Here is a 24,023-nt window from a genome sequence, read left to right on the forward strand (position 1 = left end):
GTTCAAACAAGGATTATCCCGTGCAGTATTGGTTAATGAAAACCGAACCAGACGAATGCAGCATTGATGATTTTGCCAAAACGCCAGCAGCGGTGATCCGCTGGGATGGTGTGCGTAATTATCAAGCCCGCAACTTCATGCAAGACATGCACATAGGTGATGAAGTATTTATCTACCACTCCAGCTGTGCCAAGATTGGTGTTGCTGGTCTGGTACGTGTGGTGCGTGCCGCCTACCCAGATCCAACGCAATTTGATTCTGCTTCAACGTATTTTGATAGCAAAAGTCAGCATGATAAGCCACGCTGGGTGGCAGTTGATTTACAGTACATAAGACGGTTTACTGAGGTGATTCCCTTAGCTGCCATTAAAACCATGCCGGCCTTTACTGATCACCCGTTAGTGGCCAAGGGTAATCGCCTTAGTGTGGTTCCTATTAGCTCTGAACAACGCGAAGCGCTTAATCAACGCGCTAATCGCCACAAGGAAGATGAAGTATGACTAAGCTTTCAACCATTTGCGTTTATTGTGGTTCTAACCCTGGCTTTTCGCCAGTGTACACTGACGCTACCATCGAACTTGCTGATACCTTAGTTGAGCAAGGTATTCGATTGGTCTACGGCGGCGCCAAAGTAGGGCAAATGGGACAACTTGCCGACCGCGTATTGGCGCAAGGCGGTGAAGTGATAGGCATTATGCCACAAGCGCTGGTCGACAAAGAGGTTGCTCACCATGGTCTAACCCAACTGCATGTGGTGACATCCATGCACGAGCGCAAAGCTATGATGGCCGAACTTGCTGATGGCTTTATTGCGATGCCAGGCGGCATGGGCACACTTGAAGAAATTTTTGAGGTCGTCACTTGGGCACAACTTGGCTTTCACCAAAAACCGTGCGCTCTTTTGAATGTGGACGGTTATTTCACCGCCCTACTAACCTTTTTAGATAACACTGTATCGCAAGGCTTTGTTAAAGATGTGCATCGGCAATTGCTGTTAAATGATAGCAATGCACCGGATCTGATTGCCCAAATGCATGCCTATGAGGCGCCTACAGTAACTAAATGGCTTACTAAATCAGAACTTTAACTTATCTAAATAGACAACAAGGAAGACCTATGACAAACCTAGTAAAATTACTCACTGCTGGCCTACTTGCACTTAGTTTGATCGGTTGCGGCGACGGCTTATCCTTAGGTGGCTCGTCAGCTGCTCGCCTAGATACATCGTCTGAGCAAGCCTATGAAGCTTCATTAAAAGAAGTAACGGCACCTATGACAGCGGCAGAAAAACGCCAGTTTCAAGCGGACCTGAGCAATATTGTGGTTAGTGCTCAGTTAGTGAAAATGTCGAGTAGCGGCAACGCCTCGCCAGACGAAGTGCAAGCAGAAGTGCTGGCTGAGCTAGACGGCAAAACTGCGAAGCAAGTAAGCGATATGGCGAAAAAATATCGCGAACAATTAAGTCATTAAACTAGAGCCGCCGCGCTAAAAATGCTTCAACTTGCGCGGCGGTTATCGCCGGTTGTTCAACCATCGGCATGTGCCCAATTTCTGGTAATAGCAATAACTCACTCGCGGCAATTCCCTGCTGCCACAAAGGCGCAGCACTCGCGCTCAGAATACGATCGCGTTCGCCCCAAATAATCAAAGTGGGTGCCGAAATCTGCGGCAACCGCTCATCTAAACTATCATGCAATCTGAAGTCCTGCGCAATATGTGCGTAGGCACCTCGGCGCTCAATATAACGCTCTGCCACACCTCGCAGTACAAATTCGGGTGCAAACGGCGGTTGTGCCATAGTCAGGTGATAAAACCGCATAAATTGGTCAATATTAGCGATCTCAAAAGGCGATTGCCCGGCCGCAAACAAAGCCTCGGTTTCACTAAGTTGCGGTGGCGTGATACCGGCAGGGTCCAGCACAATTAAAGCCTGAGTTTGAGCTGGGTATTGCAACGCAAAATGAGCGGCAATCATGCCCCCCATCGAGTTTCCGGCAACAATTGCTTGGTCTATCTGCAACGCTTGCAATAGTGCTGCGATACGATCGGCCTGGGCCGTGGCGCGATAAGACCATTCGGGTTGGTATCCGGTTTCACCATGGCCGGCCAGATCAGGTATCAGTACCCGATAGCCTGCGTCTAGATGATTAGCAAACCGCAGCCATAGTTCTTTTGAGGCCGTGTAGCCATGCAACAACACCAGCGTCGGCGCTTGCTCGCCAGCAGCTACCTCGGCTTGACGCTCATACAGCACTAACTCTAATTCATCTAGCTTCACCGTGCGTTTGCTAAAGCCATACCACTGAGCTTCTAATTTGGCCGTTTGGTCATACACCCACAAACCAACGCTTGGACTTTGGGTGGCAAGCCAAGTCACGCCCAACAAGAGAATCAGCGCAGGAATGATTTTTTTCATGAGGATAGCTCCGATGTTGTGGCCGAATAAAGCAACTGATGATGTTGCGGTTTAAAATGGCTGGCCATCCACCTGAAGGTAAAACTAAAGCCAGGGAACATGGCGATCACATGCCCACTTTTGCTCTTGTACCAACTGTTACAGCCACCGCTGTGCCACACAGTTTTCTTCATTTCGCGATGAATCATACTGGTATAATGTTGCTCAGCATCTGCTTTTACTTCAATTGCCGTGGCCTGTTGTTGGCGCAGGTGATCTAAACAGCTCATGATGTACTTTAGCTGTGACTCAATCACAAAAATCGCGGACGTATGACCAATACCTGTATTGGGCCCGGTCACCAAGTACAAATTGGGGAATTGCGGCAAACAGGTACCTAAATAGGCATGCGGAAAAGGTTGCCAAGCCTGCTGCAACGATTTGCCATCACGCCCAATAATCTCAAAACCAATCGCCCCATCGGTGGCATCAAAGCCGGTTGAATAGACAATCAGGTCTAGGTCAATCTGCTGCCCCTGCTGGGTAACGATACCGCGCTCGTTGATTTCGGCTATCGCATCGTGCTTGTCATGCAAACTCACCTGCGGCAGTTGTAACGCCGGGTACAGCGTATTTGACACAATAATACGTTTACAACCGATGGTGTAATCTGGCGTCAATTTTGCCCGCAGTTCGGCATCTTGTACTTGTGAACGTAGATGTTTAAGTGCTTTACGCTGAGCAAAGAACTTAATCAGTGAATGGGAATATTTAAACGCTAAAACCCGCCACTCAAGCCCCCAATAAATAGCTTTGCGCAGAGTTTGATAACCCAACTTAGTGGCGAGTAGACGCCGTGCTACGGGTCCAAAAACTCGATCTGGGCGGGGCATCACCCAGTGTGGTGAACGCTGAAACACATGCAACTGCGCAACCTCATTGGCAATACTAGGAATAACTTGGGCAGCGCTAGCACCCGAGCCAATCACGGCGACCCGTTTACCTTGATAAGACACGTCATGACGCCACTGGTTGGTATGAAAACTCACCCCTTGAAAGCGCTCACGCCCTTTAAAGTCAGGAATAACCGCATTACTTAGTGGCCCTTGCGCGCAAATCACTGAGCGCGCATACACCGCCGGCTTATTCGCTATGGTCAGCTGCCAGCATTGCTGCTCTGCTAGCCAGCGCAACTCAGTTACTTGGCTTTCTAATTGAGTTTTATCTCGCAGTTGGTACTTCTCAATCACTTGCTCGGTGTAGGCAGCCAGCTCGGGCTGTTTCGCAAACATTTGCGACCACACATAAGGCTCACTCGCCAACGAATAGAGTGGCGACTGCACATCTACTTGCGCGCCTGGATAACTATTCTGGCACCAAGTGCCGCCCATGAATGAACGCCGTTCCAGCATCACAAAATCTTGCTGACCACGTTTGAGCAACTGAATGGCGGCACTTTGGCCGCCAAAACCAGTCCCGATGATGGCAACGCTAATGGGCTTAGCGACTGAGCTACCTGCCGTCATCGGTTAGACTTTTGCTGAGGGGCGAGCTGCTATCCGCTCGTACCAAGCACTGAGATTCGGCAGACTACTATCTGCGCGTAGTTTAACCACACGAGCGAACGCTAAGGTCGCAAAAGCATTGATATCAGCAGCGCTAAACTCATCTCCTACCAAATAATCATGTGTGGCTAAATGCTGATCCAAAAACGCCATAAATTCTTGCGCTTTACCATGGCAATCTTGGCCATATTCCGGGAAACACGTCATCCGATCTTTGAAGTAACCGGAAGTATGTTGAAAGCACATGCCCACTGGCATCATAAAATAGAAATCAATCCAGCGTAGCCATTGCTCAATCAATGCTTTTTGTTTTGGGCTAGTTCCTAACAGCGGTAGTGTTTCAGGGTGGGCTTCTTCAACATAACGACAAATCGCCATGGTTTCAGCCAAACAAGTACCATCATCAAGTTCTAACACAGGTACTTTTTTCATCGGGTTACGAGCCACAAATTCAGGAGTCAGGTTCTCGCCTTTAGCTAAATCAATTTCAATGCATTCAACCTGCTCTAAAAGACCTTTTTCGGCCATAAACATGCGTACGCGACGCGGATTTGGAGCCGTTGCTGTTTCATATAATTTCATCTGTTAGTTCCTCTTATTTGTGGCTTTTTTAAGCTGCTACATAGCATTACATTGTTTGTGGTTTTGTACCAGACTAATTAGCTTAACTTTGGTACTATAACCTTCTTTTTAAACGCCATTTTCATTCTATCGATGTTGGAATAGAGCCGTGCATAGAGTTATCAATCAGCAAGTTATTCAAGAATGGCATGAGCAAATTGAACATGCCCCAAGTTCGCTGTTACAAACTACCTTAGAGCTAGTTGAAACGCACCGCCAAGCCCTCGCCGACGCTTTCTATAGTGGCCTGCTTACGGATACCGAGGCGGCAGTATTTCTATCGCATCAGCAGGTCAAAAACAAACTACATAGTTCCTTACAGAGCTGGTTACATAACTTATTTGGCAGCCAAACGACAAGTACGTTGCAGGCCTCTATTGCCCATCAATTACAGATAGGTGATGTGCATGCGCGACTTAAAATACCCATGCATTTGGTGTTACGCGGTGCTCGCTTGCTTAAGCGTTCGTTCAGCGAACTAGCCCTGCAAAATACTAATACGCTAGTATCCAGCAAAACGCTTACGCACTTTTTTGATGCCCGACTTGATATGGCGATGGAGGTTATGAGCCAAGCCTATGCCCTAGCCACGGAAAAGAAGACCCGCAGTGATGAAGCCTATCGGCTCTTTTCAATGACACAGAATCTTGCAACTGAACGCGAACGTCAGAAAGCAGCGGTTTTGGATTGGGAAAACCGTCTGATGTTTGAATTTGCACTCGGTGCGGGAGGCCAGCCCCTGTCGACTCTTGCGGGTTCAGATTTTGGCTTGTGGTTTCGACATAAAGGCACCCATGCCTTTCATGATTACGCAGAAGTACGCGATATAGCCGACAGCATGACAACTATCGATGAGGTGCTGTTACCAGTATTTGGCTTAGCTAATCTGAGTGCAGAGCAACGTTTAGATCAGCTCAAACTCTTGCGTGAAGAAGTACAAAAAATCCGCTTCTGGTTGGAAGATATTTTTAGCCGCAGCAGCGAACTTGAGAGTGGCCGCGATGTGCTTACTCGCTTGTTAAATCGCAAGTTCTTGCCGACCGTGCTCACCCGTGAAATTGAGCATGCGCGCAGCCAACAGTCATCCTTTGCGTTAGTGCTAGTAGATGTCGATCACTTTAAACAGGTGAACGACAATTATGGCCACGAAGTAGGTGATATGGTACTGCAACAAGTAAGCACTCTTTTGATGAACAACAGTCGCAGTGGTGACTTTGTGTTTAGGATGGGTGGTGAAGAGTTTTTGCTGGTGATTGTCGATACGGATGTAAATAGTGCGCAAAATGTGGCCGAAAAGGTCCGCAAAGTCATAGAAAAAGAAGTATTCTTATTACCCAACGAGCAGCAGCTTAAGGTAACCGTAAGTATGGGATTAGCAGCTTTTGCTGGCCATCCCGATTATCAATTGCTACTGAAAGCAGCTGACCAAGCTTTGTATCGTGCCAAACAACAGGGTCGAAACCGCCTAGAGTTAGCACAATAAAGCACCGCTGAAAACCGATAACGCTTGATGAGGTAATTCTATGAACCTAGCTTTACGTAAGCCATTATTACTAAGCCTGTGCCTAGTTAGCTGGTTGATGGTAGCGGGCTGTCAAAGCACCCATCAAGCTGAGGTTGCACCAAGCGCTGACACTAAGCGCGAACTGCTACGCGAAGTTGAGCGATTAGGCCATTTGCTCTATCAAGCTCACACCAGCGGCGCACACAAATTAGAGTTCAGTAGTCAACAGCGCGAGGTTTTTGCTGAGTTGCGGCCGCTCTACTGTGCCGGCAATTACACTGAGTTAGGGGTAGCCGATGATACCAATGGCAGCACCTATTGGTATGCCATCAAGTTCAGTGACGATGCCGACACAGTGGTGTTTGGACGACACCTTAAATTGATTCAAAAAGCCAATGGTGAATACGATTCCAGCTTGTCATCGCGGGGTTGTTTAGATGTGCCACTCACCCAGACTGGCTCATTATTTGCTAGCCATTCAGCTTCTGCTTATCCAAATGAGTTTCATGTGTTTTTAAGTTTGTTTCATCAACAAAAGATCTACGTGGATACCAGCTCAGGGCTGTATCGTGTCGAAGCCGGCACGATACAGCAAATTGGCTAGGTGCTAGTTACCAGTTCCACATCGCCCACACCCCGACTTCGTTCTGGGAGTGGTCGATAATCACATCAGCAATATCACTTTGCTTGGCAACAAGGGCTAGGGTTAGTGACGGCATCACTTTCCAATCTACCCCTAGTTGCAAATAGTCTTGCTCCAATTCCGGTTTCAGCCGGCGACTGGGATGAGTGATATCGTAGCGCACAAACGCTGAGTGTTTGGCACTAAAAGAATAACTTGCCCATGCACTCCAGCCATCACTGGCATCTTCGGTAGCGGATGTGACTTGCTTCCAGTTATCGTTATAGACGTACTCAACACCTGCCCGCATGCCTTTTTTCATGTAGCTTAAAGCCATATTCCAGCGTTGTGCGTTATGCAACTTATCAATATTACTGCCTTTGTCTAACGCCCGCGCCCCTTCGTACCAGCCCATGGCTAAATCAAAGGTTGGCGTAACATGCCAAATAGCCGCCGCCTCGATATCCACTTGGTCGGCTACTTTAGGCTTCTTAAAACCAGCCCCAGTCACCATGGCCACACCATAAGAAAAGTGATCACCTTTTTGGCCAACATGGACGCCTAAGTCGGTTGGCCCAGCAAACTGATTTTTGGGGTTAATACTTGGGTCTATGTAGCGATAACCGACCCTACGAGCCACGTAATCTATCCAAGGCAATTCAGCGACACCAAGCTTTAAGTAATAGCCGTTGTCCCAATTGCGCTGCACATAGGCGTGACGAAACCAAACATCGGTAGGGTCTTGCTGGCGTTGCCACTGCACATCAGTTGTCACCTTTAGCATCCAATCCGCATTGAACGAGTGTTCTACGTCGATATAAAAGCGCTTCAGATCCGGTTGCCAACCTTCATTATCGTTGCGTTGATCATCTATCTGCAGATTGCTGAAGTTAGCAAACACCTGCCCCGAAATTTTGGTCGGCGACGTTTCAGCCGCCATCGCTGCTGGAGCCAGCAAAAGTGCTGCAGCAACAGCAACGGCCCTACCCAATTGATTCATTTCACCCAATGTCATCATGACGTCTCCTTCCTACGGGGGTTTTTGACCACGTTAGTCGTAATAACTGATACCGGGCCAAGCAATGACCTGTATCAACAAACGATCAACCACAAAACCTTACATTTAGTAGCTATTTTATATTAGAATGAGCTAAAGTTCGAAGGTTAATAGCTCAACCAACAAAGGATGTACTGATGAAGATCAAAGTATTATTTGCCGCTTGGGTGTGTGCAGGCTTAATGCAGGCGCCAGCCTATGCGAAGGGCGATGCCGCCAATGGTCAAGCTTTGGCCACTCAGGGAGATGGTAGTGGAGCACCCTGTGCAGCTTGTCATGGTGCCAATGGCGAAGGGATGGCCGCTGGCACCTTTCCACGCATTGCTGGCTTAGATGCCGATTATGCCCTGCGCCAAATGGTAGCGTTCCAACAAGGTAAACGCGTTAACCCTGCCATGACCATGAACATTGATAATTTTAACCAGCAACAACTGGCAGATTTAGCGGCCTACTTTGCTACGTTACCGGTAGCAGCACCTGCTGCTGCAACGGCTTCTCAAGCCCAATTAGAATTGGGTGAAAAACTCGCGCTACAAGGTAATTGGGATAATTATTTACCTCCTTGCGCCAGCTGCCATGGCCCCAACAATCAGGGCGTAGATGGTAACTTTCCTGGCATTGCAGGGCAGCACGCCAGTTACTTGAAGCAACAACTACAAGCTTGGCAACAAGGGCAACGTCAATCAGATCCGGTGCAATTAATGGAGGCCATCGCTAAACGGCTAAGCCCGGAACAAATTGATGCCGTTGCTGCTTATTTGGCGAGCCAACCAGCCGCGCCACAGCAGTAAGGAGAACCAGCACTATGAAATCACTCAATGCGATTACTTTAAGCCTTGCGGCGCTATTTACTGCAAGCCTTTCGGTGGCTGCCATCGCGATGCAAAATAACGATGTGAGCCAAGTTAAACTACCCAGCATGAAGCCAGGGCAATACGATCACCAAGCACCAACCTTGGCCGATATTGAAAATGACAGCGAGCTGCACCCAGAACTCAAAAAAGTGGTGCTTAAAGGCCGCGATCTCTTCATGAACACACAACAATTGCGCGGCAAGTACGTGTTTAATGACATGAACTGTAAATCGTGCCACATGGGAGAGGGCCGCATGGCGTGGTCTGGCCCGGTATGGCCGGCGGCCACCACATTGCCGGATTTCAGAGGCAAAAATGGCCACGTTAACTCGTTAGAAGAACGGATTGCTGGCTGTTTTTCATTTTCGATGAACGGTACCGCACCCGAGTACGGTAGCGACACCATGCTGGCGTTAGCGGCTTATCATCAGTACATGGCGAAAGGCGCCAAAGTATATGACCGCAACATCGGCGGCCGTGGTTTTAGCTCACTCGGCAAAGATATACCAAAAGATGTCAGCTTTGGCCAAGGTGCAGCTGTTTATGCTAATAACTGTGCGGTCTGCCACGGTCCTAATGGCGAAGGCAAAAAAGTTAATGGCGAGGTGGTATTCCCACCGTTATGGGGCGATGGTTCCTATAACTGGGGTGCGGGCATGACGCGTATTTTTACCGCGGCATCTTTTATTCAGAATAATATGCCATTGGGCCAACCGGGGCGGTTAAGTGATAAAGAAGCTTGGGATGTCGCCTACTTTATTAATGCGCAAGAACGCCCTCAGGACCCTCGTTATACTGGTGATGCCAAAGAAACTCGACAAAAATATCTTAACTTTCACAAAGCAACCCTATACGGCACTGAGGTGAACGGAAAAGTACTTGGACAACATGATAACACCGGTGAGAAGCCATTTCTCAAACCGGAAGTGTTAAAACCACGTACTTTTAGCGACAAATAACTGCGGCGCTAACCTGCTGCTAGCAGCGTACACAAAAACAACGTACACAAAAACAACGTACACAAAAACAAAGGGGGCTCTTAAACAAGCCCCCTTTTTATTAAGCAATAAAATAAATTATGTGCTTATTTCTGGTGCAAATCAAAACGATCCAACTGCATCACTTTAGTCCAAGCAGCTACGAAGTCTTCAACAAACTTCTGCTCAGAGCCATTAAAGGCATACACTTCAGCAATCGCTCGTAACTCAGAGTTAGAGCCAAAGATTAAGTCAACAGGTGTTGCAGTCCACTTCACTTCGCCAGACTTACGGTCACGACCTTCGTAAACGCCTTCTTGCTTAGCTGGTGCCCATTCGGTACCCATATCAAGTAAGTTAACGAAGAAGTCGTTAGTTAACTGGCCAGGACGGTCGGTAAACACACCATGATCAAGCCCTTGATAATTAGCATCAAGTGCACGCATACCACCTACTAATACCGTTAACTCAGGTACCGTTAAGGTCAATAAATCAGCACGGTCCACTAACATCTCAGCAGGCGACATCCGGCTAGCTTTGTCGTAGTAGTTACGGAAGCCATCAGCTGTTGGCTTCAAGAACTCAAACGAAGCAACCTCAGTCATTTCTGCAGTTGCGTCAGTACGGCCAGGCACAAAAGGTAAAGTAACCTCAAAACCTGCTTCTTGTGCTGCTTTTTCGATAGCTGCTGCACCACCTAAAACAATGGTATCAGCCATAGATACGCGCTTACCTTTGGGTAACGACTTGTTAAAGTCACGCTGTACCTTTTCTAAAGTAGCTAGCACTTTTTTCAGCTCTTGTGGGTTGTTTACTTCCCAGTTAGCCTGTGGCGCTAAGCGCAAGCGAGCACCATTAGCACCACCACGCATGTCAGTGCCACGGAAGCTAGAAGCAGAAGCCCAAGCAGTACGCACCAACTCAGATACAGTTAACCCTGAATCTAAGATTTTGCCTTTTAAGTTAGCAATGTCTCGCTCGTTGATTAACTCGTGATCTACTGCTGGTACCGGATCTTGCCACAGTAATGGAGTATCTGGTGACGTATCCACGATGTAACGTGCACGAGGACCCATGTCGCGATGCGTTAATTTAAACCAAGCTTTAGCAAAGGCTAACTCAAACTCTTCCGGATCTTCATGGAAGCGTTTCGCAATTTTGCGATACTCTGGATCCACTTTTAACGACAAATCGGTGGTGAACATAATAGGTGCGTGACGCTTACCAGGAATGTGCGCATCTGGCACCAAGTTTGCCGCTTGGCCATCTTTAGGAATCCACTGAATAGCGCCAGCTGGGCTACGCGTTTGTTCCCACTCAAAACCAAACAGGTTATCCAAGTACTGGGTGGTCCATGCAATCGGATTAACCGACCAAGCACCTTCTAAACCAGAAGTGATGGTGTCTTCAGAGTGGCCTTTACCACATTTGTTCTTCCAACCTAAGCCTTGTTCTTCTACTGGCGCGGCGGCAGGTTCTGCCCCTAAACACTCATCTGGCTTGTGCGCACCGTGGGCTTTACCAAAGGTGTGGCCACCAGCAATCAAAGCCACGGTTTCTTCATCGTTCATGGCCATCCGCGCAAAAGTTTCGCGAATATCTTTTGCCGCCAATAAAGGATCAGGATTACCATTTGGACCTTCTGGGTTCACATAAATCAAGCCCATTTGTACCGCTGCTAACGGCCGCTCTAGTTCACGGTCGCCGCTGTAACGTTTATCTTCTAACCATTGTTTTTCTGGGCCCCAGTAGACGTTATCTGGCTCCCACTCATCTTCACGGCCACCAGCAAAGCCATAGGTTTTAAAGCCCATCGACTCTAACGCAACGTTACCGGTTAAAACCATGAGGTCTGCCCAAGAGATGCTTGAGCCGTACTTTTGCTTGATTGGCCACAGCAAACGGCGAGCTTTATCTAAGCTCACGTTGTCTGGCCAGCTGTTGAGAGGTTCAAAACGCTGTTGACCGCCACCTGCACCACCACGGCCATCGTTCACCCGGTAGGTACCAGCACCGTGCCATGCCATCCGAATAAAGAAAGGACCGTAATGACCGTAGTCAGCTGGCCACCAATCTTGTGACGACGTCATTAGCTCTTCGATATCTTTTTTAACTGCTGCGATATCTACTTTTTTGAACTCTTCAATATAGTCAAAGTCTTCACCCATAGGGTTAGAAGACACGTCGTGGTCACGTAATGGCGTAAGGTCGAGTTGGTCTGGCCACCAGAACATTTTATCTTGTGCTTCTTGCGCTGCTGCAGAATAAGAAGCCATGCCCATGGACACGGCAACTGCTAGCGCAGAAACAACTGGAAGGACTTTTTTCATCATGATGTTACACCCTTTCGTTGTAGGTTAAGTACACAACTGTGCGCGGCCTAGCCAACAACTGCTAACTAGGTCGCACAGAATGGATATAACTATAGTTACAATTTCAGAAAGTGAGATATGGTAAAAACAGATTAGATTAATCGATTTTGCCTTATGGGTAGGCTCAAACCCGCGCCTCTACTCGATTGCGGCCTGCTTTTTTAGCGCTATAAAGCGCTAAATCAGCCCGATGAATAGCATCATCAATTTGCTCTTTGCCTAATAAAACCTCAGTTAATCCGATGCTTATCGTAAAGCTCATGGTCTCACTGGCACTTAACTCAATGGCATGCTTGGTGACTGCAACACGGATTTGTTCAGCCAGCTTAGACGCTGCCCTAAAATCACATTTATTCAACAAGATGACGAATTCTTCACCGCCAAACCGTGCCACTATATCGGACTCACGCACGCTGCCTTTTAAAATATCCGCCAGCTCTTGCAAAATCCGGTCGCCAATCGCATGCCCAAAGGTATCGTTAACTTGCTTAAAACGGTCAATATCTAACGTCAAAATAGACACCGGATAATGCTCGCTTTGTGCCCGTTGCAATAGGTAGTCAGCCTCTGCATAAAAGAAGCGCCGATTGTACAAACGCGTTAACGGATCCGTGGCTGCTTGTAATTTCAGCTCTTCTTGCACCGCCTTCATGTCTTCTAACAGCTTCATCCGATAAGCAATGATAAAGGCCAACATCAGCGCCTCAAGCATAATGCCAATACCAACACCGTGGCTGGTTACATAATGAAAGCCGAGCATGCCTTTGTAGTAGAGCACCGCCAAAGCGTTAAAGAACACAAAAAAGCCGTGTCCAATAAGAAAATATCGCGCCAGCACTTCGCCTTTTAACCACAACGAAATACCCACCGACAGGGTCACCACCATCATCAGTGCCGCTAAACTACTGGCCGGCTGCAATGCCGCCTGAATATCGAACAGCGACCAAACAAATGCCACCACTAACAGCGCCAGCATGGCTTGCAAGAACTTATGCTCAATGGGGTGATGGAGTTTCGTTTTAAAAATTTCTGTCATAAACAATATCAGAAAAATCGGAAACGCCATCAGGCTGGTATGGAATTGCAACGCCGTGTCGCCGTACACTTCAAACACCCCAGACAAGAGCCCGTACGACAACGCAATCCAAATCGCTGCTGACACCAAATACAACGAGTAAAAAATGTTTTCTCGTTTGCTGGCAAAGAAATACAACAACAAGTTGTAGATCACCAGTGCAATCAGAATACCCACAATCAGCGCGCTATCGGTATAACTGCTAACCAACGCTTGTTTACTATGAAACGCATCCAGTAACTGCAACTCAAACCATTGGTGAGAATAAGACACGCTATGCACATACAGGGTTTTCTGCTCGCCTGGGGCTAGCTGAAAAGAGAAAACCCCCGCCCCTTTATAGAGATAGGGATTATCCTCAGGCGCATTTAAATCAATCACGGCCTTGCGCAATAAACGTTTGCCATCGGTTTCATAAAAGCCTAAAGATTTATTGTGATAAGCATGAGGAAATTGCAAAAACACGTCGCGCTCGGCACTTGCTGGGTTAACCACCTGAAACCTTACCCAGGTTGATTTAGCACTCGTACCAAGACTAACGCGATTGGGTGAGTTGTTGTAGCTTTGCTCACGGGCCTCAGCAAAACTGGCTTGACCGCTGCTATCCACCCAATAACTGATGGTGAAACGATCCAGTGCCAACGGCTGCTTGATAGTCTCGGGTAACTTAACTAACGGCGGACTTGCTGCTTCTATGGTGGGCTCAGGTTGAACCTGCCCAGCAGCGGTGGCTGTGGCCGTGGCGGCAAACAGTAACATGGGCAACACGGCCAGTGCCAACCAACCGATTAATTTACCTAAAAAAACGGCCGCGGCACAGACCATGGTTTGAAACCGACCACACCGAGAGGTGCTCCGGCAATGCGCTATTGTTGTCATCCTTTACCATCTTTTTATTATTGTTTACGACAACCGGCAAGACCAGCTGCTCAAATGAACTTATTTAGCCTCAGATGCTTGATAAATATACGCCAATAAAGCTTCTCGGTCCGCTTGTTTCGGTAAGCCCGTAAAAGGCATACACATATTAGCCACCATCTGTTGTGGTCGTGCTAACCATTCCAGCAGTACCGGCGTTGTCCAAACTATCGACAATTGCTGCACCTCTTCCGTAAAGGTATAGCCCGGCGTGCTGGCTATTTTACGCTGAATTAAGCCATCTAAATGAGGACCAAAAAACTGACTTTTAGTAGCATCCATGGAGTGGCAAGCCGCACAGCGGTACTTAAAAACCTTCGCCCCTGGCGCGAATAATTCTGGGTCTGTTAGAAACTTAGCAGGTAACGCTGATTCCGCAACCGGTGCTGCTACGGTTTCGGTTTGAGCGCACCCTGCGCTCGCCATGCTCCACCCCAAAATCATAGCCACAGCAGCAACGCGTTGCCAATAGCCTGCCATCGTACCACTCCTTTAACTTTCCAGAAAAATTACTTTTTATAGGCTTCCAAGCAAAAAATTATTACACTTATACGCCTATAATGAAAACAATTCATCGCCGCAAGAGAACGCATTATGCCATTACATGTGATCAATCATCCGTTAGTACAGCACAAACTGGGCCTTATGCGTGAAGCTGGTATTTCTACCAAAAGCTTCCGTGAACTTTCCAACGAGTTAGGTAATTTGCTCACCTACGAAGCTACCAGTGATTTTGAATTAGAACCTCACGCCATTACAAGTTGGAGCGGCGACACCATTGAGGTGCAACAAATTAAAGGCAAAAAAGTGACCGTGGTGCCTATTCTACGTGCTGGTATCGGTATGCTTGATGGAGTGTTAGGACTGGTTCCAAGCGCTAAAGTAAGCGTGGTTGGGCTATATCGTAACGAAGAAACCCTCGAGCCAGTGCCCTATTTCGAAAAGTTTGTGGGTGACATTGATCAGCGTATTGCTCTTGTTATCGACCCCATGCTGGCCACCGGCGGCAGTATGATTGCCACCTTGAACATGCTGAAACAACATGGTTGCGAAAGTATTCGAGTGCTGGTGCTAGTCGCCGCCCCAGAAGGCGTGGAGAAAGTGCTAGCAGCGCACCCAGATGTGCACATTTATACGGCTGCACTCGATTCTCACTTGAACGAACATGGCTACATCATTCCTGGCTTAGGCGATGCTGGCGATAAGATATTTGGCACCCGCTAAGTCAGCTAGCCATACACGCGCAGATTAATCCCTAATTTTGCCTGCTGCTTAGCCTCTAACGCCAAGTCGTTAAGCAGCATCGGATTAGCATTACCCTCTTTGGTTAGGGTAAGCAACAAAGTATCTTGGCGCACCTGAATTTTCTTCAACAATAACGACGACTGGCGGTCCGTATTAAACAACACAGCTAGTCGCAGTAGCACGATCATGCGCCACAAATCACGTTGTTCAAAAAGATACAGTTGCGGTAAACGCTCTAACTGCAGCTTCTTCCGGTAATTTCGTACCAAGGCAGCTAAAAAGGCTTGTTCCTCTTTGCTAAAACCCGGCATATCCGCATGCTCAATGATGTAGCCTGAGTGGCTTTGTAAACTGCTAGCATTAATTTGTAAGCCCACTTCATGCACGCGCGCCGCCCATTGCAACCGTTGTCGCCAAGCTGGTTGTTGCAACTGCCATGGCTTCGCCACTTGGCGCAATAAATAGACCGCGGTTTCAGCTACTCGCTGGGCCTGTAATTCGTCCACTTGATAACGCGCCGCCATACCATCTATCGTGCGCTGCCGCACATCACGATGACCAATCACCCGTTCCGCCAGCTCGTATAACACTCCCTCGCGTAAGGCTGCATCGTGGCAGGTTAAGCTTGTTAGCTCCAACTCATCCATCACGGCTACCAGCACCGCTAACCCCGCTGCTATCACCCCATGCCGATCTGCATCGATTGCCGCTTCGTTAAAACTACTGATATTGGTATGGGTTAATAACTGCTCCACACAGCGCTGCAGGGCGGTACGGGTAATCACATCCGGAGCGCTTTGATCGCGTAGCTGCACCCATTGCGCAATAGCCTTGATGGTGCCAGAGGTGCCGATCACTTCAACCGCATTGAACTTGCGTAAGCCCGCCGCCACCGGCTCAAGCTCGCTACGCGCCGCAATCAAAGCCTTTTTAAATCGCTTTTCGCTGAGCTTGCCATCTTTAAAGAAACGCTCGGTAAAGCTCACGCACCCCATTGACCGAGAGGCTAGTATTTTCGGCTCAAACTCTTCTCCAGCAATGATTTCAGTACTGCCGCCACCGATATCAATCACCAGCCGGCGCCCTTGGTAAGAGCTGGTTTGCGCTACCCCACGATAAATCAGCCGAGCTTCTTCATGGCCCGAAATAATATGAATAGGGAATGGGAAAATTTCTGCCGCCCGCGCCAGAAAGACATCGGCATTCTTGGCTTCACGCAACGTGTGAGTTGCCACCACATACACTTGCTCGGTAGCAAAACCTTGTAAGCGCTGGGCACATAACTGTAACGCTGCCAAACCTCGCTGTATTGCCTCTTCACTGAGCTTATTGGTTTTGCTCAGGCCACTTGCTAAACGAACCTTTTGCTTGAACTTAAGCAGCGGCTGCACATGCTGATCGATAACCCGAGTGGTCACCAGATGAAAGCTATTCGAGCCTAAATCTAGCGCGGCAAAATAATTTAATCCATCCGCTAGCTGGGTTTGAGGACTGTGAACATCAGTCATGAGGTGCCTCCAGCATACGTTTCATTTCTGCTTTCAGATAATCGTACACAGCTAATTGTGAGCGGATCTTTTTGCGATTACCGCGCTTGCGATACTGGTTCTTCTGCTCAGCGTCAATGATGCGGGCTTTGGTGTTATCTTGCCACTGCAGCTCTAAAATGTGCTTGATTTGCAACTGTAATTGGCTGTTGTAAATGGGACAAGCAACTTCTACGCGGCGATCTAAATTGCGCGTCATTAAATCTGCTGAGGAGATAAACACCTGCTCTTTGCCACCATGATAAAACCAGTAAACCCTTGGATGTTCTAAAAAACGATCCACAATACTGATAATTTCTAATCGCTTACTTAAATCCGCTGGGACTTTTAAGCCACACATACCGCGCACAATCGCACGCACTCGCACCCCTGCTTGCGCGGCTGCAACCAGTCTTTTAATGATGCCGGGGTCGACCAAGTTATTCACCTTCACCATAATTTCTGCACGCTGTCCTTGCTGAGCATGAGCAATTTCGGTGTCAATCAGCTCTTCTAAAGTCTCTCTAAGATTAACTGGCGATACCAAAATATGGTCAAAATCAAAACGTTTATAAGGGGCTTCTAAGTACTGAAAAACCTGCTCGATATCAGAGCAAATGCCTTTATCTGCGGTGAATAAGCTAAAGTCGGTATAGCTCTGCGCAGTTTTTTCATTAAAGTTGCCGGTACCAATATGAGCAAAAAGTTGCGTGCTATCGCTACCCGGCTCGGTTCGGCGTTTTATTAGCAGCAGCTTAGAGTGCACTTTTAAACCTTGGATACCGAAAATAACCCGAATGCCCTCTTGGGTCATGAGTTTTGCCCATTCAATATTAGCTTCTTCATCAAAGCGGGCTTGCAGCTCTACCATCACGGTCACTTTCTTGCCGTTATTAACCGCCTCTACCAACGAATGCACGATACGCGATAACTTAGCCACGCGATAAATACAAATCTGGATGCTTTGCACCAACGGGTCGTAAGCTGCTTGGCGAACCAATTCTGTCAAATGAGCGAACTTATGGTAGGGGTAATACAGCAGGATATCTTGCTCCGCCATCGCATCAAACACACTGTTATGCTTGGTAAACAGCGGATGTTCTAACGGTTGCCAAGCGGGATTCACGAGCGACTTATGCCCCACATTAGGAAAACTGACAAAATCGCGAGTGTTACGATAACGGCCACCCGGCACTAATGAGTCATGACTCGTTAGCTCCAGTTTATCGTGTAAAAAGAACAACATATTACGAGGCATAGCAGCGTCATAGACCAACCGCACTGGCTCGGCTTCAAACCGCTGCCGAATGCCTTCTTCCATTTGCTCCAGCACACTTTGTTCAATGTCGTGAGGTAACCGGTACTCGGCATCACGGGTTAACTTAAACGAAAAAGCGCGGAGCGAATCAAACGGCACTATGCCTTGAAACAGCTCATGCATGCAGAGGCAAATGACGTTATCGAGTAGAATCACTCGTTTTTGTCGCTTGGCATGTTTAAACGGCAGTTTTATAAAGCGTGGGAATTCATCGGTGGGCACTTCGAGTGCAGCGTAACGGATAATATCGCCTTGCACTACCTCAACACATAAATAGGTGGCTTCTTCGTTGATTGCTTTCACTAAATCAGTAGCTGGACTAATCAGCAGCGGCACTATGTAGCGCTTAATTTTTTCTCGAAAGAAGGTGGTCAGCCAGGTGCGCTCTTCGGTGGTGGTTTGCTGTTCATCGATAACCCGAATGTTTTTGCGCAGCAGCGCTTTCAGCACATCTTTGTAGATCACCTCAAACTTATCCTGCAGGGCTAACACCTGCTGCTGAATCTCCGCCATTAATTGCTCGGACTCACTGTGTTCAGCGGTATTCTGAGCCAAGAAAATTCGCCGGCGCACATCAGCAACGCGCACCCGAAAGAATTCGTCCATGTTGTTTGAGAATATTCCTAAAAAACGCATCCGCTCTACCACTGGGACGCTTTGGTCTGCAGCCTCTTGCAGTACCCGTTCATTAAAGGCTAACCAACTCAACTCTTGCGCAAAAAACTTCATAACCACTCCCTGACTACGGCAGACGTTTACTGTACTCGATAAGCCTAGCGCCTTAATGACAGTTTTATGACAGTTATGAAAGCTTAGCCAATGGCTCTATTTCTGCCAGCTTCTTTGGCTTGATAAAGATGCTTGTCAGCGATGTATAACAGCTTTTCACTGATAGCCACAGCCACCTCTGGCGTAACCACGGTGTAATTATCTGTAGGAATTGAGGATGTCGCCGCTTGTTCTGAAATAGCTGCTGGTACTACAAAAGGTTGTTGTGGATGATAGGTCGCCACCCCGATACTGGCGGTAACCGCAACGGTTACCTGCTGTTGGTTAGCGCCCCTGTAAGTATGTTCTTTCTGCAACGCCTTAATAATGCGCTGGGCCAAATAGAGCGCGGCGCTTGCCTCGGTATTCGGACACAGCAGCAGAAACTCTTCACCTCCCCAGCGCCCCAGCAAATCCGTGTTACGCGACAGGTTTTTCAACAAGCTTGCCAAGTGCACTAACACCGCATCGCCCATTAAGTGCCCGTGGCTATCATTAATGTTTTTAAAGTGATCAACATCCAACAGCAACACTGACACAGGCTGTTGAGTGCGATGCGCCAGCGCCACCATCTGCTTAAGGTTATTATCTAAATGCAGACGGTTATAAACGCCTGTTAGCCGGTCTGTAATCGATAGTTTGCGTAACTTGTCGTATGCACGTTGACGAGAACGCTCGTAAAAACGAAACAGTAAAATATGCGCCAGACCAACCTCGGCGAAGTTAAATAAAGCACCTAAACCTAAATGTCCTGGCACTCCAATTTGCAGTAATTGGTACAGGTACCAACCACAATAAATGAACACCAGCCCAGTAAGGATAGTTGCAGCTCGCGAGCCCAATAAGAAAAAGCTGATGGGGGGTAAAATAGTCACCCAAACCAAGGAATAGTTTTCTGCTTCAGATAAATCAATAAACGCCAGCAGGATGGTGATTAGCGTGAGTACCAAGGCCCAACCTGCTACAGCAAGGTTGCCGCCTCGATACACGTAGAGGAAAATGCTAGTGGCAATGACGAACCCAATAAAATCATAAACAGCAACATAGGCAGCATCAAACAAGGTGATGTTGAGTAAGCCAATCGCGCCAAAATAAAACACCATCAACAATGCAATCGCATAGATCAGCGTCAGCTGATTGTAACGCGGGTCATTACTATCGATGTCACTATGATACTTACGCCAAAAATTCATCGCCAAGTCTTATTGTTATTATTCTTAACTCATATCTTTACTGCATGTGCGGTGATTGCGCAATCATTGCGATTGATTTTTTTGCGTTAGAGTTACAATCGGCGCTAACACGTCAGCCTTACCATCAATAGGTGACATCAGCTCTAACCCAAGGAGTTGCGCCATAAATGGATAAACATGAATATTACTGAAGCGCGGCAAGGTAACCCCACTAGCGAGTGCCGGCCCCGCGGCAACAAATAAGCCATCCATTTCGCGGTTAGAATGAAACCCATGAGTGCCGCCATCAGCACGTCGCTCGGGCGGCCGCGAGGTAAAAGTTACCGGCGCTTGCGTCGCTAACACAATACTTGGCTTGCGCGGCCCTGCGGTTACCCCCAGCTCGGCTAACGTTGCCTCAGATTCAATCCAAAAACCCAAGTGGGTCAACTGTTCAAGCTGCGCTTTCAATTCATCTACTTGGGCCGCTGTAGTGTCATCGTTGGCATAAATCATAAACCGAGTTTGCGCATTTTGCGTTTCAAACAAGTCACTATCCACAGGTAATTGGCCGACGTCTATCATGCGCTCGGCTTTAATATCAGACATCCCATGGTCGGACACCAGAATTAGATTGACCGGTACCTCAACTTCAGTTTGCAAACGCAGCCATAACTCACCAATCAGCTTGTCGATGTATTGCACGGATTTCTTCACTTGAATGGATTCAGGCCCAAACTGGTGCCCCATGGTGTCGACAATAGAAAAGTACCCAGTAACAAACCGCGGACGCGCCTCAGCAGGCAGCTTTAACCAAGCAATGATTTGGTCAATCCGCTGCTGATTGGGCGCAGGTGTACTGTAGTTAACATAGTAACTGGGGGTGCGACCATTGATTCTGGCTTCAGACTCCGGCCAAAAATAAGACGCTGCCTTTACTCCCTGAAACTCTGCTAGGTTCCAAATTGGCAAGGTGGTTAACCAACTACTATCCTTGGCGCCATCACCCATTTTGTAGCGCTGCTTGCGCTCGGTATCGTAAAAATTATTATCCACAATGCCGTGCTTAGAGGGATATTGGCCGGTCACAATCGATAAATGATTTGGAAAGGTTTTAGAAGGATAAACAGGTATTAGACCATCGCTACGCACACCTTGCTCAGCTATCTTAGCGATATTGTTGGCACCATGCAGCTCAATGTAATCATGCCGAAAGCCATCAATCGAGATCAGCACCACGGTTTGTTCGGATAGCGAGTCATCCGCTGCCGTTGGCCCGCGCGCCCCTGTGGTGCCACTTTGAGCGCAGCCGGCGAGAGTAACCAGCAGCATCAGCACGCTAGTTTGCAATGACAGCAATGGTCGCATAAATTTTTTCAAGAGCTTTTCCTCAAACATCAAATGAATCTTATCCACAGGCGAAAATAGCACAGCTTTATGACAGTTAAATGCTAATTAGGCGCATAAAATGAACGGCAGAGCTCAAACAAGTTGCCCATAAGGTCATTTCAGACAATTACCCCTAATAAAATCAGGGATAAGCCGAATTTGCCTTTTACCCCTAATTATTTATGTTTATTATCTACCTATCTCGCAGCAACAATAAGCTCGTACCCATGCAAAACAGCACCCAGGTAAAGTTATTAAAAAGCGCCATGATTTTAGGGATCTGCCTGCTGATTTGTGGGCATTTAGTGTTGGCAGCAACCTTCGCTAGCGATAGTATTGGCCATCAAGGCTTTATTTTGGGCGCCGCACTTAGTGCTTTTGGCGTGGTGTTATCGTTACCCACAAAAATTTACTTAACGTTGGTACTTATGGAACACGAAGAAGGTTCAGATAAGCGTTTTACTCGCTCCGCTGATGGTCAAGCTCTTGGCAGCAAATCACGTGCTCACCTGCGTACCGCCACTGAGTACGATGCCAAACGCTTAGCCGAACTGGCCGAGCGAACTTTTCGCGATACTTTCGCCGCCGATAATAGCGCTGCTGATATGGATCAGCATTGCGCCAGCCAATACAGCGAAGCTATTCAGCGTGATGAAATCAATGATCCCAACCGATTAACCTTACTCGCTATTATTGACGCTCAAATAGTCGGCTTTGCGCAATTGCGCTGGGGCCAAACCCCTGCCTGTGTATCAGCTAAGTCAGCAGCTGAAATTCAACGCTTGTACGTAGATAAACCTTGGCATGGCAAAGGCGTAGCACAAGATTTAATGCAAACAGCTTTAGCCAAACTAAACCAACGCGGGCACGACGTGGTGTGGCTAGGCGTGTGGGAGCATAACCCACGTGCCATCGCTTTTTACCGCAAACTAGGCTTCACTGACGTGGGCGAACACCTATTTCAACTAGGCAACGATCCTCAGCGCGATATCTTGATGGCGATGCCGCTTTTGGAAACTGCATGAAGCAAAAAAACAAACTCTTTGTGTTACTGAGTGCAGTGATACTGCTGCTTGATATTGTTTATGTGCTGATGAATGTACGCTTAGAGCATGCCAGTTTTGAAAGCGCACTGGTGACTGATGCAGAGCATATGAAATCGAGCTATGAACTAGCCATCGAGCAGCAAGAACAAACCATGTTGGCGATCGCAACTTTCATAGCAAACGAGCCCACCACAACCCAGCTTTTTTATCAGGGCCAACAAGCCATCGCTGCACAACGTCGTGGTGAGCCGGTAACTGATGCTCAAATTAATCAGTATCGTCAACAGCTTTACCAAGAAGTTGCATCGGCTTGGAGCGAGGTACAAAAGGAATTTTCAGCTCGACAACTGCATTATCATATAGAGCCAGGCGACATTAGCTTCTTACGCGTACACAAGCGGGAAAAGTTTGGCGATGATTTGACAGCCGTACGTCACACCGTAGTCGACACCCACCAATTTAAGAACTCTCGCTCTGGTTTTGAAACTGGCCGTGTGTATTCGGGTATTCGAGGGGTTGTTCCAGTTTTCTTAAAAGACGATGACAACGCCAATACCACCTATGTTGGCGCGCTGGAAGTAGGCACCTCGTTTGATATCATTTTAGACATGCTTGATAACAGCTTAGATATTGGTGCCGCAGCTTTGTTGACACCTGCTCATGTAGAGCAAAACATGTGGCCTGAGGCTATTGCGAGTCACTTTTCTGAAGCCAACCGAAGTTGTGCTTGCTTTATCGAGGCCAGTAGCCGCTCTGAAGTAAAAGAAATTCTAGCTGCGATTACTTTCGCCCAACCGTTGCCAGAAATTGCAGTAGAGGCCATTCAACTAAACGGAAATCACTTTGCTGTAACTTCTTTTCCGTTGCGCGATTACTTAGGTGAACAACAACCTGGTTTAGAGCCTGTAGGAGCAATCTTACTGTGGAAAAACATTGATGGCCAGGTGGCTGCCTTGCAGCGTTCTCATTGGCTTAATATAAGCTTTGGTATCGTAGGCTTTTTTATCATCGAATTACTTTTGTATATCGCAATCAGTAAAGCGCTGCGTTCACAACAACACAAAGACAAGCTAAAACGGGCAGCATATCAAGATTCACTCACTGGTTTAGCTAATCGAGCAGCACTGTTGGACGCACTAAACTTCCTGATCAAGCGACAACGTCAGAGTGACACGTTAGCAGCCTGTTTATACTTAGATCTCGATGGATTTAAAGCTATTAATGATAATTTTGGCCATGCCGCTGGTGACTACCTACTTACCGAAATATCGCACAAATTAACCAAAGCCTTACGCAGCCATGACACGGTAGCTCGAATTGGCGGAGATGAGTTTGTTCTTCTAATAAGCGCTTTAAGTAATCAGGAAGAATGTCTGCAGTTAGCACAACGTTTGCTGGCCCTCGTCAATGAGCCAATCCCGTATAAAGAACAACAACTACAAGTTTCCGCCAGCATCGGTATTATTTTTCTACCGTCGGGCGAAAGTGGTATCAACTCAGCTAAAATCATCTTAGCAGAAGCGGATAATGCTATGTATCAAGCCAAACGAGCGGGCAAAAATACGATCTTTGTTCATGAGATTTCGACTTAGTCTGCCA

21 protein-coding genes are annotated in these 24,023 nt (G+C 47.6%); 10 read left to right on the forward strand and 11 right to left on the reverse strand.

From position 1 onward, the window contains the following. Positions 1-20: 20 nt before the first annotated feature. From ACQ661_RS08555 to ACQ661_RS08565, 3 genes are read left to right on the forward strand one after another with little or no spacing between them, the layout of a single operon-like run. Positions 21-500, forward strand: a complete 480-nt coding sequence (locus ACQ661_RS08555; protein WP_431668155.1) for an EVE domain-containing protein — start codon at positions 21-23, stop codon at positions 498-500. Next, a complete protein-coding gene (locus tag ACQ661_RS08560) occupies positions 497-1,087 on the forward strand; it encodes a TIGR00730 family Rossman fold protein (RefSeq protein ID WP_431668156.1) in 591 nt (196 codons plus the stop codon). Before ACQ661_RS08555 ends, ACQ661_RS08560 begins: the two co-directional genes overlap by 4 nt. 29 nt (positions 1,088-1,116) lie before the next feature. Further along, entirely contained in the window at positions 1,117-1,470 is a 354-nt protein-coding gene (locus ACQ661_RS08565) for a DUF6694 family lipoprotein (RefSeq protein ID WP_110075557.1), read from the forward strand. A gap of 1 nt (position 1,471) precedes the next feature. On the opposite strand, the gene ACQ661_RS08570 is transcribed toward ACQ661_RS08565, so the two are convergent. The 3 genes from ACQ661_RS08570 to ACQ661_RS08580 are packed head-to-tail and all read right to left on the reverse strand — an operon-like array spanning position 1,472 to position 4,542. Next, a complete protein-coding gene (locus ACQ661_RS08570; RefSeq protein WP_153826928.1) occupies positions 1,472-2,416 on the reverse strand; it encodes an alpha/beta fold hydrolase in 945 nt (314 codons plus the stop codon). Continuing rightward, positions 2,413-3,921 carry a flavin-containing monooxygenase gene (locus ACQ661_RS08575; RefSeq protein ID WP_110075559.1) on the reverse strand — a complete coding sequence of 503 codons (1,509 nt, stop codon included), beginning with the start codon at positions 3,919-3,921 and terminating at the stop codon, positions 2,413-2,415. The genes ACQ661_RS08570 and ACQ661_RS08575 overlap by 4 nt, the downstream gene beginning before the upstream one ends. Before the next feature lie 3 nt (positions 3,922-3,924). Then, positions 3,925-4,542, reverse strand: a complete 618-nt coding sequence (locus tag ACQ661_RS08580) for a glutathione S-transferase family protein (protein ID WP_153826930.1) — start codon at positions 4,540-4,542, stop codon at positions 3,925-3,927. A 148-nt stretch (positions 4,543-4,690) separates the two neighbouring features. Here ACQ661_RS08580 and ACQ661_RS08585 point away from each other — a divergent pair, with 148 nt between their 5' ends. Next, positions 4,691-6,064: a diguanylate cyclase gene (locus ACQ661_RS08585; protein ID WP_431668157.1), complete on the forward strand. Its 1,374-nt coding sequence runs from the start codon at positions 4,691-4,693 to the stop codon at positions 6,062-6,064. A 40-nt stretch (positions 6,065-6,104) separates the two neighbouring features. Continuing rightward, entirely contained in the window at positions 6,105-6,689 is a 585-nt protein-coding gene (locus tag ACQ661_RS08590; RefSeq protein ID WP_153826933.1) for a hypothetical protein, read from the forward strand. A gap of 7 nt (positions 6,690-6,696) precedes the next feature. Here the strand turns inward: ACQ661_RS08590 and ACQ661_RS08595 are convergent, their stop codons facing one another. After that, positions 6,697-7,725 carry a hypothetical protein gene (locus ACQ661_RS08595; protein ID WP_431668158.1) on the reverse strand — a complete coding sequence of 343 codons (1,029 nt, stop codon included), beginning with the start codon at positions 7,723-7,725 and terminating at the stop codon, positions 6,697-6,699. Between the two features lie 176 nt (positions 7,726-7,901). Here ACQ661_RS08595 and ACQ661_RS08600 point away from each other — a divergent pair, with 176 nt between their 5' ends. Then, the gene (locus ACQ661_RS08600; RefSeq protein ID WP_431668159.1) at positions 7,902-8,555 is read left to right on the forward strand and encodes a c-type cytochrome; all 654 of its coding nucleotides are present in this window, start codon (positions 7,902-7,904) and stop codon (positions 8,553-8,555) included. Between the two features lie 14 nt (positions 8,556-8,569). After that, positions 8,570-9,577 carry a c-type cytochrome gene (locus tag ACQ661_RS08605; protein WP_431668160.1) on the forward strand — a complete coding sequence of 336 codons (1,008 nt, stop codon included), beginning with the start codon at positions 8,570-8,572 and terminating at the stop codon, positions 9,575-9,577. A gap of 125 nt (positions 9,578-9,702) precedes the next feature. On the opposite strand, the gene katG is transcribed toward ACQ661_RS08605, so the two are convergent. The 3 genes from katG to ACQ661_RS08620 all read right to left on the reverse strand — a co-directional run bounded on the left by katG (position 9,703) and on the right by ACQ661_RS08620 (position 14,440). Further along, entirely contained in the window at positions 9,703-11,928 is a 2,226-nt protein-coding gene (gene katG, locus ACQ661_RS08610; RefSeq protein ID WP_431668161.1) for a catalase/peroxidase HPI, read from the reverse strand. Between the two features lie 163 nt (positions 11,929-12,091). Beyond that, positions 12,092-13,867, reverse strand: a complete 1,776-nt coding sequence (locus ACQ661_RS08615; protein WP_431668162.1) for a sensor domain-containing diguanylate cyclase — start codon at positions 13,865-13,867, stop codon at positions 12,092-12,094. Positions 13,868-13,981: 114 nt separating this feature from the next. After that, on the reverse strand, positions 13,982-14,440 hold the full coding sequence (locus tag ACQ661_RS08620) for a c-type cytochrome (protein ID WP_313933169.1): 459 nt from the start codon (positions 14,438-14,440) through the stop codon (positions 13,982-13,984). A gap of 114 nt (positions 14,441-14,554) precedes the next feature. Between ACQ661_RS08620 and upp the strand changes: the two genes are divergently transcribed. Next, positions 14,555-15,184, forward strand: a complete 630-nt coding sequence (upp, locus tag ACQ661_RS08625) for a uracil phosphoribosyltransferase (protein ID WP_110075569.1) — start codon at positions 14,555-14,557, stop codon at positions 15,182-15,184. Positions 15,185-15,189: 5 nt separating this feature from the next. On the opposite strand, the gene ACQ661_RS08630 is transcribed toward upp, so the two are convergent. The 4 genes from ACQ661_RS08630 to ACQ661_RS08645 form a co-directional block, all read right to left on the reverse strand. Beyond that, a complete protein-coding gene (locus tag ACQ661_RS08630) occupies positions 15,190-16,713 on the reverse strand; it encodes an exopolyphosphatase (protein ID WP_431668163.1) in 1,524 nt (507 codons plus the stop codon). After that, complete coding sequence (gene ppk1, locus ACQ661_RS08635) at positions 16,706-18,778, reverse strand: polyphosphate kinase 1 (RefSeq protein ID WP_110075571.1); 2,073 nt, start codon at positions 18,776-18,778, stop codon at positions 16,706-16,708. Before ppk1 ends, ACQ661_RS08630 begins: the two co-directional genes overlap by 8 nt. Positions 18,779-18,861: 83 nt before the next feature. Then, positions 18,862-20,010, reverse strand: coding sequence for a GGDEF domain-containing protein (locus tag ACQ661_RS08640; protein ID WP_431668164.1), 1,149 nt, complete (start codon positions 20,008-20,010; stop codon positions 18,862-18,864). A gap of 63 nt (positions 20,011-20,073) precedes the next feature. Further along, entirely contained in the window at positions 20,074-21,369 is a 1,296-nt protein-coding gene (locus tag ACQ661_RS08645; protein WP_228759545.1) for an ectonucleotide pyrophosphatase/phosphodiesterase, read from the reverse strand. Between the two features lie 236 nt (positions 21,370-21,605). Here ACQ661_RS08645 and ACQ661_RS08650 point away from each other — a divergent pair, with 236 nt between their 5' ends. Both ACQ661_RS08650 and ACQ661_RS08655 read left to right on the forward strand, forming a co-directional pair. Continuing rightward, entirely contained in the window at positions 21,606-22,403 is a 798-nt protein-coding gene (locus ACQ661_RS08650) for an N-acetyltransferase family protein (RefSeq protein ID WP_431668165.1), read from the forward strand. Then, positions 22,400-24,016 carry a diguanylate cyclase domain-containing protein gene (locus ACQ661_RS08655; RefSeq protein WP_153826941.1) on the forward strand — a complete coding sequence of 539 codons (1,617 nt, stop codon included), beginning with the start codon at positions 22,400-22,402 and terminating at the stop codon, positions 24,014-24,016. The genes ACQ661_RS08650 and ACQ661_RS08655 overlap by 4 nt, the downstream gene beginning before the upstream one ends. The last annotated feature ends 7 nt before the right edge of the window (positions 24,017-24,023 follow it).

The sequence above is a fragment of the Pseudidiomarina sp. WS423 genome, from assembly GCF_050750165.1.
GTDB classification, from domain to species: Bacteria; Pseudomonadota; Gammaproteobacteria; order Enterobacterales; family Alteromonadaceae; genus Pseudidiomarina; species Pseudidiomarina fusca.

Excerpts from the sequence above, each read along its gene's own strand:
- ACQ661_RS08630 (WP_431668163.1), bottom strand. The coding sequence starts at position 16,713 with ATGACTGATGTTCACAGTCCTCAAACCCAGCTAGCGGATGGATTAAAT.
- ACQ661_RS08575 (WP_110075559.1), bottom strand. The coding sequence starts at position 3,921 with ATGACGGCAGGTAGCTCAGTCGCTAAGCCCATTAGCGTTGCCATCATC.
- ACQ661_RS08565 (WP_110075557.1), top strand. The coding sequence starts at position 1,117 with ATGACAAACCTAGTAAAATTACTCACTGCTGGCCTACTTGCACTTAGT.
- ACQ661_RS08580 (WP_153826930.1), bottom strand. The coding sequence starts at position 4,542 with ATGAAATTATATGAAACAGCAACGGCTCCAAATCCGCGTCGCGTACGC.
- ACQ661_RS08590 (WP_153826933.1), top strand. The coding sequence starts at position 6,105 with ATGAACCTAGCTTTACGTAAGCCATTATTACTAAGCCTGTGCCTAGTT.
- ACQ661_RS08600 (WP_431668159.1), top strand. The coding sequence starts at position 7,902 with ATGAAGATCAAAGTATTATTTGCCGCTTGGGTGTGTGCAGGCTTAATG.
- ACQ661_RS08640 (WP_431668164.1), bottom strand. The coding sequence starts at position 20,010 with ATGAATTTTTGGCGTAAGTATCATAGTGACATCGATAGTAATGACCCG.
- ACQ661_RS08615 (WP_431668162.1), bottom strand. The coding sequence starts at position 13,867 with ATGGTCTGTGCCGCGGCCGTTTTTTTAGGTAAATTAATCGGTTGGTTG.
- ACQ661_RS08655 (WP_153826941.1), top strand. The coding sequence starts at position 22,400 with ATGAAGCAAAAAAACAAACTCTTTGTGTTACTGAGTGCAGTGATACTG.
- ACQ661_RS08650 (WP_431668165.1), top strand. The coding sequence starts at position 21,606 with ATGCAAAACAGCACCCAGGTAAAGTTATTAAAAAGCGCCATGATTTTA.
- ACQ661_RS08605 (WP_431668160.1), top strand. The coding sequence starts at position 8,570 with ATGAAATCACTCAATGCGATTACTTTAAGCCTTGCGGCGCTATTTACT.
- ACQ661_RS08570 (WP_153826928.1), bottom strand. The coding sequence starts at position 2,416 with ATGAAAAAAATCATTCCTGCGCTGATTCTCTTGTTGGGCGTGACTTGG.
- upp (WP_110075569.1), top strand. The coding sequence starts at position 14,555 with ATGCCATTACATGTGATCAATCATCCGTTAGTACAGCACAAACTGGGC.
- ACQ661_RS08595 (WP_431668158.1), bottom strand. The coding sequence starts at position 7,725 with ATGATGACATTGGGTGAAATGAATCAATTGGGTAGGGCCGTTGCTGTT.
- ACQ661_RS08560 (WP_431668156.1), top strand. The coding sequence starts at position 497 with ATGACTAAGCTTTCAACCATTTGCGTTTATTGTGGTTCTAACCCTGGC.
- ACQ661_RS08620 (WP_313933169.1), bottom strand. The coding sequence starts at position 14,440 with ATGGCAGGCTATTGGCAACGCGTTGCTGCTGTGGCTATGATTTTGGGG.
- ppk1 (WP_110075571.1), bottom strand. The coding sequence starts at position 18,778 with ATGAAGTTTTTTGCGCAAGAGTTGAGTTGGTTAGCCTTTAATGAACGG.
- katG (WP_431668161.1), bottom strand. The coding sequence starts at position 11,928 with ATGATGAAAAAAGTCCTTCCAGTTGTTTCTGCGCTAGCAGTTGCCGTG.